This is a genomic window from Haemophilus sp. HN_Hi08 (assembly GCF_049824455.1).
Lineage (GTDB): Bacteria > Pseudomonadota > Gammaproteobacteria > Enterobacterales > Pasteurellaceae > Haemophilus > Haemophilus influenzae_D.
Window position 1 is genome coordinate 1,359,809 of record NZ_CP187493.1, and the last position, 18,142, is coordinate 1,377,950.

Consider the following 18,142-nt stretch of genomic DNA (forward strand, 5'->3'; position numbering starts at 1 on the left):
CCTTAACCTTTTCTAAACATTGCTAACATACGTTGTGTGACACGGAAACCACCAAAAATATTGATGCTTGCCACCAAAATCGCCACAAAAGCTAACGCATCGATAAATAGATTGCCTGTTGGCTGACGAATTTGTAATAACGCACCTACAATAATAATGCCTGAAATTGCATTTGTTACTGCCATTAATGGTGTGTGAAGTGCATGGCTAACATTCCAAACCACGTAATAACCCACCACGCAAGCTAAAACAAATACAGTGAAATGTGATAAAAATGCCGCTGGTGCAACAGAAGCTAACCAAAGGAATAACACACCAACACCTGCCATCACACCGTATTTCACACGAGGATCTGTTGGTTTAGATTCTTTTTTCTCTGCCACTGGTGTAGCTTTGGTCTCTTGTTTTGGTTGTACAGACACTTGAATTTGTGCTGGTGGAATTTCTTCCCCATCACGAACAACGGTCACACCACGAAGAACCACATCTTCAAAATCAATATTGATATTGCCATCTTTCTCTTTGCACAAAAGTTTTAATAAATTGACTAAGTTTGTGCCATAAAGTTGAGAAGATTGCGTTGGTAAACGGCTTGGGAAATCTGTATAACCAATCACTTTCACTTGGTTTTCAGTTGTAACAACTTTCCCTGCTTGCGTATATTCACAGTTACCACCAGTTGCAGCGGCTAAATCCACAATTACCGAACCTGGTTTCATTGAATCCACCATTTCTTTGGTAATCAAACGAGGTGCTGGTTTACCTGGAATGGCTGCCGTAGTAATAATAATATCGACTTCTTTAGCTTGTTCTGCGTAAAGCTCCATCGCACGACGGTTAAATTCTTCCGACATCACTTTCGCATAACCATCACCACTGCCGCCTTCTTCTTTGAAATCAATTTCTAAGAAGCTCGCACCCATACTCTGAACTTGCTCTTTCACTTCAGGACGAGAGTCAAAAGCACGAACAATCGCCCCAAGGCTATTTGCCGCACCAATTGCCGCCAAACCAGCTACACCAGCACCAATTACCAACACTTTTGCTGGTGGAACTTTACCAGCAGCAGTAATTTGTCCAGTAAAGAAACTACCAAATTCATGCGCAGCTTCAATGACAGCACGATAACCAGAAATATTCGCCATAGAAGAAAGTGCATCCAATGCTTGCGCACGAGAAATACGAGGCACTGCATCCATGGCTAACACATTAATTTTCTTCGCTGTGAGTTTTTCCATTAACTCAGGATTTTGCATACGCCAAATAAAGCTCACAAGCGTTGCGCCTTCCTTCATTTGAGCGATTTCTTCATCTGTCGGTGCATTTACTTTGAAGATAATATCCGATTGCCAAATTTCAGCCGACGAACCGATCTTCGCGCCTGCCTCTAAAAATGCTTGATCTTCAAAACTAGCTTTAAAACCTGCATCGTGTTCCACGATCACGTCAAAGCCCAATTTCAATATTTGTTGAACCGTTTTCGGCGTTGCCGCCACACGGTTCTCATTCTCAAGCAGCTCTCTAGGTACACCAATTAACATACTGTTTCCCTCTGATTGATGATTGGGTTGATGAGATTAATGAACAAACTTTCGTCTATTCATCGTTAAAATGACAAAAAGTCAAACAGATACAACTGTATCATTGATTGAATGAAAATAGGTAACGTTTTTAAGTGGTTTTACAAGATATTGTGATAGGGATCACGAAAAATCTCTATTTATAATTTTCTATAAAAAATCAAAAAATAATAGATCTATATATCCTAAGTAATAATATTAGACACTGTAGTGGATTAACATCAATACCAAGCCACAAAAAAGAAAATGACACATTATAAATAAAAAATGCTTGAAAAATCTTATTAAATTTTTATTGCCAAAGTTAGCTCAAGAACTACTGCAGATTTGCTTAATATTCAACCTAATACATACAGCAATTCTGTTTTATCCAAATTAGCTTTTTATTGAGTGCTATTTAGTACTTGAAGCTCACGGACTTGACAGCATTAAGATTAATGAAAATTACCTAAAGGAAAAAAGACATATAAACAACATAGGAAATTTTTAGAATTAAGGTAAAGCTTGTACTCTCAAAAATATAATGGAATTGATCTAAAATACTTTTCTTTATTCTTAAAGGATATGGATTTAAGCTTAATTTGGGTATATGGAAGGGCAATTAAAAATACTGAAAAATGATGCAAGATTTAGAACCGATCTACTATAGTCCAAAAATAAATTTATCCAAATTAATCTTGTACCTTGCCATTCTTGCTATTCTTTTTTATCCTATGCTCCAATTTTGGAGGCTATTATGAAATTTAAAAATATTCTCGTTGTACTTAATCCCAGTAATGAAAAACAGTACGCCCTAGCTCGTGCAGTGCGTTTAGTTGAAGAACAAAAAAATGAAACTAAGGTAAAAATCACCGCACTTTTATCAGTCTATGATTTATCTTATGAAATGTCAGCTTTACTTTCTTCTGAAGAACGTTCAGAAATGCATCAACAAGTAATAGAAAAACACCGTCACGCTGTTCAATATTACTTAGATAAATATGCAAATCCAGAAATTGAATTACAATCTCATATTGTGTGGAATAGCAATGAAGCTGATGCAATTAACGAAGAAGTAGAAAATAATAATTACGATCTAGTCGTAAAATATACCAAAGACGAAGAAAAACTTACGTCTCTAATCTTTACTCCCATTGATTGGCAACTTCTTCGTAAATGCCCTATTCCTGTCTTAATGGTTCGTGATGGCGATTGGAAACATCAACGCCGTATTCTTGTGGCTGTTAATGTATCTGGAGAGCAAGAATATCAAGATGAATTTAATCAAGAGCTGGTAGAAACTGGTATTTCACTCGCGGAAAATCTAAATCGTGGTAATGTCCATTTGGTGGCAGCCTACCCTTCCGCGCCAATCAATATGGCGATTGATTTGCCTGAATTTAATACTTCAGGCTATGAAAATGGTATTCGAGGTCAGCATCTCATTAATATGAAAGCGTTACGTCAGAAGTTTGGGATTGATGAAGATCATACTCACGTACGCGAAGGTTTCCCAGAGGAAGTTATTCCTGAAGTGGCGAAAGAAATTGAAGCTGAATTAGTGATTTTAGGCACAGTGGGACGCACAGGTTTATCTGCCGCATTATTAGGCAATACTGCAGAACATGTAATTAGTAAATTAAGTTGTAATTTATTAGGCATTAAACCATCGAAAAAAGACGATTAAAACATTTTCCTCAATTTATAAGACGCCCTAAATATTTTGTATTTAGGGCATTTTTATACTATTTCTTATGGTATTTTTCATTTTGTGATCTCGATCACAAATCTTAAAGTTTTATTTAAATAGCTATTTAAATGATAGCTATTTTCATTTAGTATTTTGCACTCATTTTTTAACTCCCCCATTCTTATTAAGGAAATATATGAAAAAGACATTAATTACAAGCTTATTGGTTTTATCTGGCATAGCACAAGCTCACGAAGTTTGGGTTCAAGCACCGACGAAATTAGCATCAGGTTCTGTATTAAAAGCAGAATTAGCTTATGGAGATTACCCTTATTGTAGAAAAAATTCCTGAAGCACGCTTAAAAATTTTTGCGCCAATGGAAATTATTCATCAAAATGGAGAAAAACAAACCTTAATCCAAAAAGGCGAAAACTATCAATATCAATCAGAGAAAGCACTGTCTGATGGTTCTTATTGGGTAACAGCCACTTATAAACCAACATTTTGGTCACAAAATGCTGAAGGTTGGAAAATGGATAATTTGAAAGGATTAGAAAACCCAACTTATTGCGAACAAACTCAAATGTTTGGCAAAAGTCTCGTTACCGTTGGTAAAAAACCATTAAATACAGAAATGGCAATGACAAGAGTTGGTTTACCGCTAGAAATTGTTCCTTTGCGTGATCCAAGCAAAGCGAAATCAGGCGAACCGTTCCCTGTTCAAATTTTCTACCAAGATCAGCCATTAGCAGGCGAAACTGTCATCGCAACCGCTGATACTATTATCGTGAAAGATCTTGAAGCAAGTACAGGTCATCGTGAACCACAAGGTTTTTCAGGTAAAACAGATAGTCAAGGACGTGTGAATATCATTCCATTAATTGATGGAATTTGGAAAATTAAAGTTATTCATAAAACACCATTTGCAGATCAACAAACTTGTCAGCAATCTGCAAGCTATAGCACATTAATTTTACCTGTTGGTAAAGGATTAGCTAAATTACCACCAAAACCAGAACACCATCATCATTAACCTTGAAAGTGCGGTGGAATTTCACCGCACTTTTGCATCCTAATTAAATAAAAAATACAGAAATAGTCTGCCTAAATCCTAAGTTATTCATCTGCATATCCAGATTTTGGCAAGGGTTTCCCATCTAAATATGCCAAATTATCTTTAAGTCTTAACCGCCCTTCGGTAAACCATTTAATCACAAGCGGATAAATTTGATATTCTTGCTCACGGGTTCTAGCTTCCACTTCTTCTATGCTATCTTCGGGGAAGATTGGCACTTTTGCTTGTAAGACAATCGCACCACCATCTACTTCTTCATTGACAAAATGAACGGTTGTGCCGTGTTCATTGTCGCCTGCTTCAATCGCACGTTGATAGGTGTTTAATCCTGCGTATTTAGGAAGAAGAGAAGGATGGATATTTAAAATTTTCCCTGCAAAACGTTGAGTAAATTTTGGGGTAAGAATTTTCATATAACCAGCAAGGACGATCAAATCTACTGCTAGGCTTTGCAAATAATCGCCAATGGCATCGTCCATTTCGAGGTTATTGGCAAAATTTTTGCGAAGAAAGACCGCTTGCGGAATCTGTGCTTGTTTGGCTCGAACTAATCCGTAAGCATCAGCTTTGTTACTTACCACACAAGCAATTTTGGCGGGAATATCGCCTGAATGGCAGGCATCAATAATAGTTTGTAAATTCGTTCCTTGACCAGAAATAAGGACGGCAATTTTTTTCATTTTCTTCCTTATAGAAATCAGCCCAAAAGGGCTGAATTGAAATTTAAGATTTTATTATTGAATCTCAACCTGTGCTTCGCCTTCACCAAGAGGTGCAATTTTGCCGATAACCCACGCTTTTTCGCCCGCTTGTTCAAGCAATGCGAGAGCGGTTTCAACCTCTTTTTCTGGTAATGCAATTACCATACCTACGCCACAGTTAAAAGTGCGGTACATTTCATAACGACTAATATTGCCTTTTTCTTGTAACCAGTTGAAGATCTCAGGCCATTGCCAGCTTGATTCATCAATCACTGCTTTGGTGTTGTCAGGCAATACACGCGGGATATTTTCCCAGAAACCGCCACCTGTTAAGTGAGCAATGGCGTGAACTTCGGTCTGCTTGATCAGCTGTAAAATCGATTTTACATAGATTTTGGTTGGTGCTAAAAGGTGTTCGCTAAGCGGTTTACCTTCTAATAAATCCGCTGGATTTGCACCGCTCACTTCAAGCACTTTGCGAATAAGTGAATAGCCGTTTGAGTGAGCACCACTTGAGCCGAGTGCGATAAGCGTGTCGCCCGTTTTTACTGCCGTGCCGTCAATAATCTCTGATTTTTCTACTACACCGACGCAGAAACCCGCTAAGTCGTAGTCGCCTTCGTGGTACATTCCAGGCATTTCAGCGGTTTCGCCACCGACTAACGCACAGCCAGACATTTCGCAACCGTCTGCAATACCTTTGATCACGCTTGCTGCCACATCAACGTCTAATTTTCCTGTTGCATAGTAATCTAAGAAGAAAAGCGGTTCTGCACCTTGCACGATTAAATCGTTTACACACATTGCTACTAAATCTTGACCAATGGTATCGTGTTTGTTTAAGTCAATCGCAAGACGTAATTTTGTGCCAACACCATCGGTGCCAGAAACTAAAATTGGCTCTTTATATTTGGTTGGTAAAGCACATAATGCACCGAAACCACCCAATCCGCCCATGACTTCAGAGCGGCGAGTGCGTTTTACATCGCCTTTGATACGTTCGACTAATTCATTCCCAACGTGAATATCGACGCCAGCATCTTTGTAGCTAAGTTGTGTATTGCTCACGATTAACCTCGATCAATTGAAATAAAAATTGGACAGATTATATCATTAAGCAAACGTTTGCGGTATTGTTAAATTAATTCATTTAATGACATTTTTAAAATTAAAAGGAAATTGCTTGCAATCAAAATTTATTTGTACTACTTTAATAGTACAAATAAGCTCAAGCTCTAGGAGAAAAAATGAAAACCACAACCGCATTAGTCACAGGTGCAACCGCAGGCTTTGGCTTGGCAATCTGTAAAAAATTGATCGAAGCAGGCTATAAAGTGATTGGCACGGGCAGACGTGCAGATCGATTAGCAGAAATTCATTCACAATTAGGCAACAATTTTCTACCGCTTGCCTTTGACATTCGTGATGAACAAGCCACAATTAACGCTCTAAGCACCCTTCCTGAAGGTTGGCAAGCGGTCGATTTATTAGTGAATAATGCAGGTTTAGCCTTGGGATTAGAGCCAGCACATAAAGCGGATTTACAAGATTGGTATCAGATGATCGATACCAACATCAAAGGATTGGTTACTATCACTCGCCTTGTGTTGCCAAATATGGTGGCCCGTAATCACGGGCAGATTGTCAATTTCAGTTCAATTGCAGGTACTTATCCTTATGCTGGCAGTAATGTATATGGTGGAACTAAAGCTTTTGTCACACAATTTAGCTTAAATTTACGAGCTGATCTGGCAGGCACAAAAATTCGAATAAGCAATGTTGAACCGGGTTTATGTGGCGGTACGGAGTTCTCTAATGTGCGTTTTCACGGCGATGATGAAAGAGCGGCAAAAGTGTATGAAAACGTACAATCGGTTCAGCCTGAAGATATTGCGAACATTGTATTATGGCTTCATCAACAACCTGAACACGTGAACATTAATCGCATTGAAGTAATGCCAACCGCTCAATCTTTTGCAGGAATGAGTGTTTCAAAAGAAAAATAATAGGAAAAAATATGTCAGACACACTTCTTAACCCTTATTTTGGCAAATTTGGCGGAATGTATGTACCCGAAATTTTAGTGCCTGTTTTAAAGCAATTAGAACAAGCCTTTGTGGAGGCTCAGAATGATCCTACATTCCAAGCAGAATTTGCTGATTTACTCAAAAATTATGCAGGCAGACCGACCGCACTTACCCTTTGCCGTAATTTAACCAAAGGCACAAAAACTAAACTTTATCTTAAACGTGAAGATTTATTACATGGGGGTGCCCATAAAACTAACCAAGTATTAGGGCAAATTTTGCTTGCTAAACGCATGGGCAAAACGCGTATTATTGCTGAAACTGGTGCAGGTCAGCACGGTGTTGCGACCGCCCTAGCTTGTGCCATGTTAGATATGCCGTGCCGTGTTTATATGGGCGCAAAAGATGTTGAACGCCAATCGCCAAATGTGTTCCGTATGCGTTTAATGGGTGCGGAAGTGGTTCCTGTACAAAAAGGCTCTTGCTCTTTAAAAGACGCCTGTTGTGAAGCGATGCGAGACTGGTCAGCAAACTATGAGAACACCCATTATTTACTTGGAACGGCGGCAGGCCCTCACCCCTTTCCGACGATTGTGAGAGAATTTCAAAAAATGATTGGGATTGAGACGAAACGTCAAATTCTCGAACGAGAAGGTCGTTTACCTGATGCAGTGATTGCTGCCGTCGGTGGCGGCTCGAATGCAATTGGTATGTTTGCGGATTTCATTGAAGAAACCGCTGTGAAACTCATCGGCGTAGAACCTGCGGGTAAAGGTATTGACACGGGCGAACACGGTGCACCGCTCAAACACGGCACAACAGGTATCTATTTCGGAATGAAATCGCCAATTATGCAAGATAAAGATGGACAAATTGAAGAATCTTATTCTATTTCTGCAGGATTAGACTTCCCTTCCGTCGGGCCACAACATGCTTATTTAAATGCGATTGGTCGTGCTGATTATGTATCGATTACCGATGAAGAAGCCCTCAACGCATTCCAAGAATTAGCAAAACACGAAGGTATTATTCCTGCATTAGAAAGCTCACACGCCTTGGCTTATGCCTTGAAATTGATTAAACAAAATCCTGAAAAAGAACAACTTTTAGTGGTTAATCTTTCAGGACGAGGCGATAAAGATATTTTTACCGTTGATAAAATTTTAAATGGAGGCACAAACTAATGAGCCGTTTTGAAACGCAATTTGCGACACTTAACGTAAAAAATGAAGGTGCTTTCGTGCCGTTCGTTACCCTTTGCGACCCTACTTTCGACCGCTCTTTTGAGATCATTTGCACACTTGTCGATAACGGTGCGGATGCTTTAGAGCTCGGCTTTCCTTTTTCCGATCCGCTACTTGATGGCCCAGTTATTCAAGCAGCGAATAATCGAGCTTTAACTGCGGGCCATAGCAGTGAAGATAGCTTTAAGTTATTAGAAAAAGTGCGATCAAAATATCCAGAGATTCCGATTAGCTTATTACTTTGTGCCAATTTAATTTTTGCCAAAGGACTAGATGCTTTTTATCAACGTTGCGCAGAAGTGGGAGTTGATGCTGTGCTTGTAGCAGATATTCCGTTACTGGCAAAAGAAGATTATGTACAAGCGGCTAAAAAACACGGCATTCAACCCGTCTTTATTTGCCCACCAAATGCGGACGAGAAAACGATCCAAGGTGTAGCGGAAAATAGCGAAGGCTATACTTATTTAGTTTCTCGTGCAGGCGTAACCAGTGCTGAAAATCAAGCTCACGCAGCAAATTTGGACACCCTTGTAGAACAACTTAAAGCCCACAATGCCCCACCAATTTTACAAGGCTTCGGCATTGCACAGCCTGAACAAGTGAAAGAAGCCTTAGCTTTGGGGGCAGCTGGTGCAATTTCAGGTTCGGCAACAGTAAAAATTATTGAGCGAAATTTAGATAATCACGAGCAATGTTTAGTTGAATTAGCTGAATTTGTTCAAGCAATGAAAGCAGCAACAAAATAAGCAAAAAAGAACCCGCACTTGTGGCGGGTTTCTTTTATCGAGAAAATTAAAAATTTAATACTTTGTCGGCTTCCATCGTCCAGTCTGCCAACTCTGCTAACGTGCCGATTTCCACACCGTCCGCCAACGGCAGTTCAGTGATACCACGAGCATTTGTACAGGTTTTACAAAGTTTAATTGTCGCCCTTTGCGCTGTTAAAATTTCCAACATTTGTTGTAAATGATACCCTTCTGCTGGATTTTGTTTTGCTAAACCGCCAGTTACCGCATCAGACATTAAAAATACTTTTAAATTAACCGCACTTTTATGTTGCTCTTGCAACTGTAACGCCAAACGTAATGCACTAAAAAATGTTCGTCACCATAAGGGGATGAATGGATAATAAATAGAATATTTTGCATACTATTCTCCTTAATTTCATTAATAACCTTGCTGATAAATTCCTTCCAATAATTTCACTGAAAGCAAGGCGAGATTAAAGCGTTGTTCATCTGCCACAGACCAAAATTCTACGCCATTTTCTACCGCACTTATTTGACTTAAATGAAGTTTTACTGATTCTTCGCTATTTTCTTGTTCTCCATTAAGCACAGGCGTAATTAAGGTTTCTTCTAAAGCGATAAGCTCGCTATTTTGAGGCTGATAGTCGAAATCATAATCTGAAAGTGCGGTGACTTTTTGTGCCAATCCATAAAATACAGGCACTTGGATTGCGTGGAATGTAGCACGCTCTAATTGCGGAAAAATTCGTTGTAATTGATTAGATAAACTAGGTGTTTGATGTGGATAAACATCAAACGCTAAGCGCGTATCTTCTTCGTCCAATGGAATGCCATTTAATAAACGGGCTGTTTGTCCCGCAAGTTTAGTCACGGTTTCCGCATCTGTATAAGAAGCCGGCAATAAAGAGGTGGCAAACACTTGATTAAGATTCGTTTCTTGTAAAATCGGTGCAAGGGTTAAAGCAAGTTGGCTTACTTGTGGGTCAGGCAAACTAACAATGTTACGTTGTCTCAGTTCAAATAATTGTGATTCATTTACCGTTGGGACAACAACTGGCACATCTGAAAGCGCACTACAAACACCTAACATATCAATGAGAATACAGCCCTGCTCTGCTGCTTGCGCAATATGGGAAACTTGCTCAAGTTTTCCTGCAAAAAAGACATAATTAAAATCAGCCCATTCAACTTCATTTGGGGAAAGTTGTTCAACGCCTTTATTGCGAAAACGAATATTTTGTTCTTCTTCAAAAGGTGTTATTTCAACAATAGAAACGCTGCTAATTTCAAGCGCACTTTGTTCTAAACGCTCTACAATTTTTTCACTTAATTCAAATTCTGCTGCTATCGCAATATTTAAGGTTGCGTCCATTTTTCTCTCCGCTGTAAAATAATCGGCATTATTTTACACCAAAATCAAGAACGAAATAATGACACCTGCAATTGATTTACTTAAAAAACAAAAAATTCCTTTTACCTTGCACACTTATGATCATGATCCGAACAATCAACATTTTGGTGATGAGGCGGCCGAAAAATTAGGCATTGATCCTAACCGCTCTTTTAAAACGTTACTTGTGGCGGAAAATGGCGATCAGAAAAAACTTGCTTGTTTTGTGCTTGCAACGGCCAATATGCTGAATTTAAAGAAAGCGGCAAAATCTATCGGTGTGAAAAAAGTAGAAATGGCAGATAAAGATGCAGCACAAAAAAGTACAGGTTATCTTGTAGGGGGAATTAGCCCGCTGGGTCAAAAGAAACGCGTGAAAACTGTGATAAATTTAACCGCACTTGAGTTTGAAACGATTTATGTTTCAGGCGGAAAACGGGGGCTAAGTGTAGAAATTTCACCACAAGATTTAGCAAAAGTATTAGGTGCAGAATTTACTGATATCGTTGATGAATAAGTGGTTAATTTAGAAATTTAAAGGCGGATTTATTCCGCCTTTTTACTAATTTAAATCTTCCAATAATTTCCCCAATCCGCTCTGGCGTCTCACTGTTTGGCGAATTGCTGTTTTCCATATTTTTTCATCGGCAAATACAGTAAGTTCTTTTTTCGCACGAGTGACACCCGTGAAAACTAATTCTCGCGACAATACTGGATTTACTTCTGTAGGAAGCACCATGACGGTATGTTCAAATTCAGAACCTTGAGATTTATGAATCGTCATCATAAAAGCAGGTTCATGTGCTGGAATTCGGCTTGTCAGCACTTCTCGATTGCCAAACCATACTTTACCATTTGCCAAGCAAAGTCCAATATCGCCGTTATAAAGGCGAACATTATGATCGTTTTCAGTAATCATAATTGGCTTGCCGATATACCAATCTTGTTCATTACGGAACCAGAGCAATTTTTCCTCTCGCAACGCTAATGCGATTTCTTTATTGAGATTTTCAACTCCTAAATTGTTATTACGAAGTGCGGTTAAAAATCTCACAGAATTAAATTGCGCTTGAATAGCCTCGGCATAGGAAATGCCTTGTTCATTTTTAACGTTAGGATCAATTTTTTGTTTACGTAAATCATCCAACATTTTTAAGAAAGTGCGGTAATTTTCCACCGCACTTTTTACCACTTGATTAACCGCATCGCTTTCATCATTTAAGGCATTAAAGTGCAATTCTTGCGGATAATGTTCAAATAACCCAAGGCTATCGTCTGCTTTGCCTTTTTGAATGAATTCAGCTAACTTGCCAATACCTGAATCTTTATCAAAACGGCGACTTTCTGTTAGATGGCATAAGCAATCACGTATTGGATTTGAACAATCAGAACCTTCCACTTTATAGCCTGTTGTCACTTGTAAATACGCAGCTTGTTCATGACTATAAGGTTGATTAATAAATTGTGCCAATTCCCCCAATACTGCCCCCGCCTCAACAGAGGCTAATTGCGCCTGATCGCCTAATAAAATTAATCGAGTTTCGGGCTTTAACGCATTGATAAGTTTTACCATCATCGGCAAATCAATCATTGATGTTTCATCAACAACTAATACATCCAACTGCAAAGGGTTATGACTGTTATAGCGTGTGTAATCATTAAAGGCATTCACGCCCAGTAAACTATGCAAGGTACTGGCTTTTTGTGGAATCGCATTGAAAAGTGAATCGGATAAATTCATTTTTTCTTGCATAAAACCTAACGCATTTTTAATCGACTCTTCCAAACGAGAGGCAGCCTTGCCAGTCGGCGCAACCAATTTGATATGTAATTTACAATCAAATAATTCTTGTAGAACGAGCAGTAAACGCGTAACTGTGGTTGTTTTTCCTGTTCCTGGGCCGCCTGTAATAATCGAAAATGGATTTTTAATCGCCGTTGCCACTGCCACTTTTTGCCAATCTGTTTTTTCCTGTTTTTCAGGGAAATATTTATCTAATTTTTGACGAATTTCATCATAAGAAAAGGCTAAAGTGCGGTTATTTTTTAAGGTGTTTTTTATATATTGTGCGATGCGATATTCATCTTGCCAAGCTCGATAGAAATACAACGCGCCAAATTGAAATGCCATTGGCACAATTTGATTGACGGGATCTTGCGTAAATGCCATATGCCCGCACAACGCATTTTGCCAATCTTCCACAGCTAAATAACCAATCTTTTCAAGGATTTCTGCTAAATAGTTTTCTTCTGTGGTGCGATAAACCAAACCAAATAAATTATGTTCTAAATAGCGATCTAATTGGCTGCAAGTATTTCCCTGCGTATAACGCCAGCTACAAAGTGCGGCTAATAATATGGCTAAATTTTTGACTGGTTCCGCATAATCCGTATGACATTGTTTATCAGCTATCAACTTAGCAAAATAATAATCACCTTGAGAAAGAATGCCCTGCTCTTTAAGTTTTTGTAATACGGATAACATTAAAACACCCCGTCTAATTCTGTGATTAATTCAACGCTTGGACGATCATAAAATACGCCAGATTGTGGCTCACCGTTCATTCCACGTAAGAAAAGATAAAATACCCCGCCGAAATCTCGCGCATAATCGTAATGAGGCACAACGCTTTGTAAATAACGGTTCAATGTCAGCGTATAAATTAAATATTGCCAATCATAGTGACTATGTAACATTTCTTTTTTCAATGCCTCTTGATTGTAATCAGCAAGAGTTGAACCTAAGAAATTAGATTTATAATCAACAAGATAATATTTCCCATTATGGCGGAAAACTAAGTCAATTGAACCTCTCACCATGCCTTGAATTTGTTCAAATTGAAGTGGCTCGCTTGGCAAATGATGATGGGTTTTCAAAGCACGATTAAATGCTTCAACATCAAAATGTTCCCGAATAGCCAGATAAAATGGCATTTCTTTAATACAATCTTTATTTGCCAAATCAGCTAATGCTATTCCTATTTCATTAGAAAGTGGCGTATGTGAAATCTGTTGTAGCCAATTTTGTAGCGGCTCCGTAAAGGTTTCATCTAACTGTAAGGATTGTCTTAATTTGTCAATTTCTTCTGTATTTGCTAAATCAGAAAAATAGCAATTTTCAAAATGGCGATGCAATGCCGTCCCGACTTGTTTACCTCGTGGCAAATCTAAAATGCTTGATTCATTTTCGTTTAAAAGTGCGGTCGAAATTTCAATAGCATTTTGGTTATCGTAATCTTTTGCGTCATCAAAAACAGCGTGTTTTTTACCCGCACTTTCAGTGAAATAATTTTGTCGGCGATGTGCTTGTTCAATTGAAGTAAAACTGGTTATTCGCCAATCTTGTTCAATATTGCCCGTAAATTCTGCGGCTTTAAGATCATCATTTTTTATATTGATTGATAAAGCCGTAAAATCCTCTAGATTTGGCTTAGTACAGATTTCCACATTATCTCGCATTTTTTCTTTAAAGGCTTGCAACAACGTCTCGGTATTTTTAGAATCTGACAAATTTATTTCTTTGCCTATTTCGCCTTGGCTTAATACATAATGTAAGGCATTCCATTTTTTATCAAATTGACTAGGCAAAGCGAACGCCATTTGATATTTGGCACGGGTTAAAGCCACATAAAGTAAACGTAACTCCTCCGCAAACGTTTCTTCATAAAGTGCGTTTAAATTACGATTTTCCATATCCCATAAGGTTTCATCTCGTTCTTTAGAATAATAAATATTGATGTCTTTTTTACTTGGATCTTTGCTCGGCACAGCTAAAAATGGTAGCCAAACTAAATCGTATTCTAAGCCTTTAGATTTATGGATTGTCACTATTTTTACCAACTGGCGTTCACTTTCTAAACGAATTTGAGCCTCTTGACGACCTTCGCCTTGAATTTGCTTTTCAAACCAACTGAGCAATGCCGCTTCACTTTCGTGTAGCGTGGCAGCTTGTTGTAAAATTTCTGCCAAATGTAGGAAATCCGTTAAATCTCGCTCGCCTGTTGCTTGGCTTAATAATCGCGCTGAAATGCCTTGCTCCAATAAAATTTGATGTAACATTGCCAATATTCCTTGGCGTTGCCAAGTTTGTTGGTATTGAGCAAAGCTATCTGCCCAACGTTGCCAGTCTGCCTCATTTTGCTGAATTTGATGAATATCCGCTGCATTTAAGCCAAAAAGTACGGTCGCAATTGCGTTCAAAATTGGACGTTCTGCCACATTCAAACAGGCTTTTAGCACCCAAGCTAATTCTTTCGCAACATTGCTATCAAATACGCTATTTTGATCAGAAAGATAAACCGACGCGATCCCTAATTTTTGCAATTCATTTTTTACTAAAGCCGCTTCATTTTTATCACGCACCAATACGGCAATATTCGCCGCTTGCAAGGTTTTACAGGTATCTTCATTTTGAAAAACTGCCTGATTTTCTGCCGCACTTTTTAGCCAATGTTGAATAGAAATAGCACATATTTTTGCCATTTCAGCTTTATTCACTTTGTCACTTTCAGTTAGATAAAAACGATAAGCAGGTTCGGCTTTACCGTTTAAATAAAATCGCAGATGATCATCACGAGAATCAACAGCAGTAAAGTTAATATTTTGATAAATAAATGGCGATTGAGGAAAATCAAATAAAGCATTCACACCATCAACCAAATGCTTCTCTGACCGATAATTTTTAGTGAGTTCAAAGCGAGATTGAGCTTCGTCTGAGGCTTTTAGATAAGTAAAAATATCTGCACCACGGAAACGATAAATCGCCTGCTTCGGATCGCCAATCATAATGAAACCAGTATTTTTTTCGGGATTATCACGATAAATTTTTGAAAAAATAGCGTACTGTTGTGAATCCGTATCCTGAAATTCATCAATCATCGCAAAAGGATATTGGAAACGAATCATTTCCGCTAATTCATCTCCTTGCGCACCTTGCAAGGCTTCACAAAGCAAACGCAATAAATCATCAAAAGATTTTTCTTGATGATTAAGTTTATAGTCTAAAAGTTTTTGTTGTAGGCCTTGGCGATAATGATAAAGAGTGAGTTTGCTTAGTAAATCTGGTGTCATTAAGGCATTAACGCGCTTTTCAAGCTCTGCAAAAATCGGGGAATAAAAAGGCGTTGCGGGTTTTTTATCTTTATTTTTATCCGTTGATTCTTCGCAATTTTTCTCAATAGATGATTGTAGGAAATAGTCTTTCAATGTGGTATTAATTTGATAATCTCTAGGGTTATTTGACCATTGATTGATTTTATTGATCCAATCCCCTAAACGCTTTACTTGGTACTTTTTACGATTTAACGATTTCAACTGATCTTTTGGATAATCTTTCTTCAGTTCATTGGTAATAATCGCTGAAATTTCATCCGCACTTTCTAACCAAAATGCCTTTAATTCATTCAACGCCTTTTGATAACCCCCCAGATATTGCTGTAAAAAGATTTGTATTGGTACAGATAACGCCTGTTTATTTTCAATCTCCACCTGCAAATCTTTACCTAAATCCGCTTTCAACAAAGACAACACATTTGCTGGTGATACTAATTCTGTCGCGATAAAATTCGCAGATTCAAAATCCAACGGATAAAAATGCTCTCGCCAAAATTCATTAGCAAAACGAACCAACAAATCAGATTGATCTTTTATTAATTCTAAATTGAAGTGAATGCCAGAATGGAAAGCATATTGCATCAACATACGGCGACAAAAACCGTGAATGGTATAAATCGCCGCTAAATCCATATTTTGCTCGGCTAATTTCAAGCGATGAATTGCCTCAAAAATATCTAAATCCTGAGAAAGTGCGGTAAGAAATTCATCATTTTTAAATGAGGATTTATCTTTGGTTTCTGCAAAGGCTGTGAGTTTATCAATCGCATCTGTTATACGCTCACGAATTTTTTTCTTGAGTTCTTCTGTCGCCATTTCCGTAAAGGTTACCACCAAAATTTCTTCCACATTTAACGGACGAGAAAAGTTATTTTCTCCAGCCTTTAATAAAAGTCGGAGATATAAAGATCCAATAGTGTAGGTTTTCCCCGTACCAGCGGATGCTTCGATTAAGCTAATTTGATTTAAAGGCAACGTGATGGGATTCAGTGGGATTGTTTCGGCCATAGATTTTAACAGATGAGAATTAATGGCATTATTTTACAAAATTTGAAGCCATAAATGCAAAAAAGGACGCTTTTCAGCGTCCTAATTCTTTATCTAAACTTTAAAAAATTAAAGTGCAGATTTTGCTTTTTCAACTAATGCAGCGAACGCTACTTTGTCGAATACAGCGATATCAGCAAGAATCTTACGGTCGATTTCAACAGATGCTTTTTTCAAGCCGTTGATGAATTTGCTGTAAGATAAACCGTTTTGACGCGCTGCAGCGTTGATACGTGCAATCCATAATTGACGGAATTGACGTTTACGTTGACGACGGTCACGATATGCGTATTGACCAGCTTTGATCACCGCTTGGAAAGCAACGCGATACACGCGTGAACGTGCACCATAATAACCTTTAGCAGCCTTAAGAACTTTCTTATGGCGTGCTCTTGCAATAACACCACGTTTTACACGAGCCATTATTTAATCTCCTATGTAATATTTTTCTAAAATGAACTAATCGTACGTTTTGCTTAAATAACGGCTTATGCGTATGGTAAGCAAGCTACTACTAAAACTTGGTCTGCTTTCGCAACCATTGATTTATGACGTAAATGACGTTTACGTTTAGTTGTTTTTTTAGTCAAAATATGACGTAAGTGAGATTGTTTACGCTTGAAACCACCAGAAGCAGTTTTTTTGAAGCGCTTTGCTGCGCCGCGTACTGTTTTGATTTTAGGCATTGTTAAAATAACTCCGCATTTTTCGTTTAAAACAACATAATCAGGCGAACTTAAAAAGTTACTTGGAAGCACTGATCATTTCCATCATAAGGCAAATTAAATTGCCTTTTCAAAAGCAGTTAGGCTGCGTAGTGTGCCCAACATGCAGTTGTCTTTTCATTTAAGTCAAACTTAAACAAAAAGATTTGCTAAGAAATCTCAGCAAAATTCTTATTTTTTCTTAGGTGCTAACACCATTACAGCCTGACGGCCTTCTAATTTACCTGGTGCAGATTCAACCACAGAAATTTCAGCTAAATCATTTTTTACGCGCTCTAGGACATCAAAGCCAATGTCTTGGTGAGCCATTTCACGACCGCGGAAACGCACGGTAATTTTTGCTTTGTCACCGTCTTCTAAGAAACGGATTAAGCTACGTAATTTAACTTGATAGTCACCTTCGTCTGTGCCTGGGCGGAATTTAATTTCCTTAACTTGCACAACTTTTTGTTTTTTCTTTTGTTCTTTAGCGGTTTTACTTTTTTCGTAAAGGAATTTACCGTAATTCATAATACGGCAAACAGGCGGTTCAGCATTTGGGCTAATTTCAACAAGATCAAGTTCTGCTTGCTCTGCCATTTCTAGGGCTTGTTGAATAGAAACAATCCCTGCTTGTTCACCATCTTGGTCAATTAAACGAACTTCTTTTACACGAATCTCTTCATTGATACGGTTTGGGCGATTTACTGCCGGCGCTTTTTTTACGGTTTTAATAATCGTATTCCTTCTATTGGTTAATAGTAAAAATCTTTTCGCTAAAAATAAAAGATTTCAAATTTGTTGCCCGTAAGGAACGAGCAAAATCTTGCGAATTCTATAGTA

Annotated in this window: 14 protein-coding genes and 2 pseudogenes; 6 read left to right on the forward strand and 10 right to left on the reverse strand. The window is 38.2% G+C overall.

Annotated features, from left to right (window positions below):
* Positions 1 to 2: 2 nt before the first annotated feature.
* Complete coding sequence (gene pntA / locus ACPT8O_RS06645; RefSeq protein ID WP_021035178.1) at positions 3 to 1,541, reverse strand: Re/Si-specific NAD(P)(+) transhydrogenase subunit alpha; 1,539 nt, start codon at positions 1,539 to 1,541, stop codon at positions 3 to 5.
* A 775-nt stretch (positions 1,542 to 2,316) separates the two neighbouring features.
* Between pntA and uspE the strand changes: the two genes are divergently transcribed.
* On the forward strand, positions 2,317 to 3,246 hold the full coding sequence (uspE, locus tag ACPT8O_RS06650) for a universal stress protein UspE (protein ID WP_005656626.1): 930 nt from the start codon (positions 2,317 to 2,319) through the stop codon (positions 3,244 to 3,246).
* 199 nt (positions 3,247 to 3,445) lie between these two features.
* Positions 3,446 to 4,283: pseudogene (locus ACPT8O_RS06655) on the forward strand (DUF4198 domain-containing protein).
* Positions 4,284 to 4,366: 83 nt separating this feature from the next.
* On the opposite strand, the gene purN reads toward ACPT8O_RS06655, so the two are convergent.
* Positions 4,367 to 5,005: a phosphoribosylglycinamide formyltransferase gene (gene purN, locus ACPT8O_RS06660; protein ID WP_021035177.1), complete on the reverse strand. Its 639-nt coding sequence runs from the start codon at positions 5,003 to 5,005 to the stop codon at positions 4,367 to 4,369.
* 54 nt (positions 5,006 to 5,059) lie between these two features.
* Complete coding sequence (gene purM / locus ACPT8O_RS06665; RefSeq protein WP_021035176.1) at positions 5,060 to 6,094, reverse strand: phosphoribosylformylglycinamidine cyclo-ligase; 1,035 nt, start codon at positions 6,092 to 6,094, stop codon at positions 5,060 to 5,062.
* Between the two features lie 179 nt (positions 6,095 to 6,273).
* On the opposite strand from purM, the gene ACPT8O_RS06670 reads away from it, so the two are divergent.
* Genes ACPT8O_RS06670 through trpA form a run of 3 tightly spaced genes read left to right on the forward strand, consistent with a single transcriptional unit; the run spans position 6,274 to position 9,043 of the window.
* Complete coding sequence (locus tag ACPT8O_RS06670) at positions 6,274 to 7,032, forward strand: SDR family oxidoreductase (protein ID WP_021035175.1); 759 nt, start codon at positions 6,274 to 6,276, stop codon at positions 7,030 to 7,032.
* 11 nt (positions 7,033 to 7,043) lie between these two features.
* On the forward strand, positions 7,044 to 8,237 hold the full coding sequence (trpB, locus tag ACPT8O_RS06675; RefSeq protein ID WP_021035174.1) for a tryptophan synthase subunit beta: 1,194 nt from the start codon (positions 7,044 to 7,046) through the stop codon (positions 8,235 to 8,237).
* On the forward strand, positions 8,237 to 9,043 hold the full coding sequence (gene trpA / locus ACPT8O_RS06680) for a tryptophan synthase subunit alpha (protein WP_021035173.1): 807 nt from the start codon (positions 8,237 to 8,239) through the stop codon (positions 9,041 to 9,043). Before trpB ends, trpA begins: the two co-directional genes overlap by 1 nt.
* Positions 9,044 to 9,089: 46 nt before the next feature.
* Here the strand turns inward: trpA and ACPT8O_RS06685 are convergent.
* Together ACPT8O_RS06685 and ACPT8O_RS06690 are read right to left on the reverse strand one after the other, a co-directional pair.
* Positions 9,090 to 9,445: pseudogene (locus ACPT8O_RS06685) on the reverse strand (DsrE/DsrF/TusD sulfur relay family protein).
* Between the two features lie 19 nt (positions 9,446 to 9,464).
* The gene (locus ACPT8O_RS06690; protein WP_425623315.1) at positions 9,465 to 10,418 is read right to left on the reverse strand and encodes an oxidoreductase; all 954 of its coding nucleotides are present in this window, start codon (positions 10,416 to 10,418) and stop codon (positions 9,465 to 9,467) included.
* A gap of 58 nt (positions 10,419 to 10,476) precedes the next feature.
* Between ACPT8O_RS06690 and ybaK the strand changes: the two genes are divergently transcribed.
* Positions 10,477 to 10,953: a Cys-tRNA(Pro) deacylase gene (gene ybaK, locus ACPT8O_RS06695; protein ID WP_021035170.1), complete on the forward strand. Its 477-nt coding sequence runs from the start codon at positions 10,477 to 10,479 to the stop codon at positions 10,951 to 10,953.
* A 45-nt stretch (positions 10,954 to 10,998) separates the two neighbouring features.
* On the opposite strand, the gene recD is transcribed toward ybaK, so the two are convergent.
* The 5 genes from recD to infC form a co-directional block, all read right to left on the reverse strand.
* Positions 10,999 to 12,921 (reverse strand): exodeoxyribonuclease V subunit alpha, encoded by a 1,923-nt coding sequence (gene recD / locus ACPT8O_RS06700; protein WP_021035169.1) that lies wholly within the window; start codon positions 12,919 to 12,921, stop codon positions 10,999 to 11,001.
* A complete protein-coding gene (recB, locus tag ACPT8O_RS06705; RefSeq protein WP_425623316.1) occupies positions 12,921 to 16,556 on the reverse strand; it encodes an exodeoxyribonuclease V subunit beta in 3,636 nt (1,211 codons plus the stop codon). Before recB ends, recD begins: the two co-directional genes overlap by 1 nt.
* 108 nt (positions 16,557 to 16,664) lie before the next feature.
* Positions 16,665 to 17,018: a 50S ribosomal protein L20 gene (gene rplT, locus ACPT8O_RS06710; RefSeq protein WP_005596075.1), complete on the reverse strand. Its 354-nt coding sequence runs from the start codon at positions 17,016 to 17,018 to the stop codon at positions 16,665 to 16,667.
* A 65-nt stretch (positions 17,019 to 17,083) separates the two neighbouring features.
* Positions 17,084 to 17,281 carry a 50S ribosomal protein L35 gene (gene rpmI, locus ACPT8O_RS06715; protein WP_005596065.1) on the reverse strand — a complete coding sequence of 66 codons (198 nt, stop codon included), beginning with the start codon at positions 17,279 to 17,281 and terminating at the stop codon, positions 17,084 to 17,086.
* A gap of 210 nt (positions 17,282 to 17,491) precedes the next feature.
* Complete coding sequence (gene infC / locus ACPT8O_RS06720) at positions 17,492 to 18,037, reverse strand: translation initiation factor IF-3 (RefSeq protein ID WP_425613348.1); 546 nt, start codon at positions 18,035 to 18,037, stop codon at positions 17,492 to 17,494.
* Between the last annotated feature and the right edge of the window lie 105 nt (positions 18,038 to 18,142).

Bases quoted from the DNA above. Each gene is read 5' to 3' on its own strand.
- ACPT8O_RS06690 (WP_425623315.1), bottom strand. From the start codon at position 10,418: ATGGACGCAACCTTAAATATTGCGATAGCAGCAGAATTTGAATTAAGT.
- trpA (WP_021035173.1), top strand. From the start codon at position 8,237: ATGAGCCGTTTTGAAACGCAATTTGCGACACTTAACGTAAAAAATGAA.
- uspE (WP_005656626.1), top strand. From the start codon at position 2,317: ATGAAATTTAAAAATATTCTCGTTGTACTTAATCCCAGTAATGAAAAA.
- rplT (WP_005596075.1), bottom strand. From the start codon at position 17,018: ATGGCTCGTGTAAAACGTGGTGTTATTGCAAGAGCACGCCATAAGAAA.
- ACPT8O_RS06670 (WP_021035175.1), top strand. From the start codon at position 6,274: ATGAAAACCACAACCGCATTAGTCACAGGTGCAACCGCAGGCTTTGGC.
- pntA (WP_021035178.1), bottom strand. From the start codon at position 1,541: ATGTTAATTGGTGTACCTAGAGAGCTGCTTGAGAATGAGAACCGTGTG.
- purN (WP_021035177.1), bottom strand. From the start codon at position 5,005: ATGAAAAAAATTGCCGTCCTTATTTCTGGTCAAGGAACGAATTTACAA.
- recD (WP_021035169.1), bottom strand. From the start codon at position 12,921: ATGTTATCCGTATTACAAAAACTTAAAGAGCAGGGCATTCTTTCTCAA.
- ybaK (WP_021035170.1), top strand. From the start codon at position 10,477: ATGACACCTGCAATTGATTTACTTAAAAAACAAAAAATTCCTTTTACC.
- recB (WP_425623316.1), bottom strand. From the start codon at position 16,556: ATGGCCGAAACAATCCCACTGAATCCCATCACGTTGCCTTTAAATCAA.
- trpB (WP_021035174.1), top strand. From the start codon at position 7,044: ATGTCAGACACACTTCTTAACCCTTATTTTGGCAAATTTGGCGGAATG.
- rpmI (WP_005596065.1), bottom strand. From the start codon at position 17,281: ATGCCTAAAATCAAAACAGTACGCGGCGCAGCAAAGCGCTTCAAAAAA.